Here is a 531-nt window from a genome sequence, read left to right on the forward strand (position 1 = left end):
CACGGTTGTATTCCAATCTTCGACTACCACTGAATATGACAAACAGTACGCGCAAAAGCTGGCGGACATTGCAGGCATCAAAGACATCAAAGGTTTTGGTGAACAAATGTTGTTGGCAAAATCGGATCTGAGCCATTTCTCAGCAGAGACGATTTTGACGATGGACTACAAGAACTTTGAATTCGCAGGTAAAAAGGTAGGCATCGGCGTAGCTGAAACGCTCAACGCGCAGCAGTTGATTGACCGCAAACAGGACTTCAACGAAGCCATTCAAGCGTATAAGAAAGCTCAGAATCTTGATTACTTGTTCTTCTCGATCACAGATACCAAGCACAAACGTGCAAACATGCTTTGGGCGGATGACGCAGATAAGAAAGTGCTATCAAAAGCTTTTGATGTGAAAATTGACAATGACATGTTGGTATTGGATGGCGTGACGTCTCGCAAGCGTCAAATTGGTCCTGCAATTCAACAAGCGATTGAATCACTCTAGTGACTAAGCCACACTGAAAATAATCAAAAAACCACCGT

Annotated in this window: 1 protein-coding gene; it reads left to right on the plus strand. The window is 43.5% G+C overall.

Annotation, left to right across the window (positions count from 1 at the left end; all coding sequences use genetic code 11):
* Window positions 1-493, plus strand: a 493-nt coding sequence (locus R8O11_RS30915; RefSeq protein WP_318189313.1) for a DHHA2 domain-containing protein, incomplete at its 5' end; no start/stop codon positions are given.
* Window positions 494-531 lie beyond the last annotated feature (38 nt).

This window comes from Vibrio sp. 1288, from assembly GCF_033344475.1.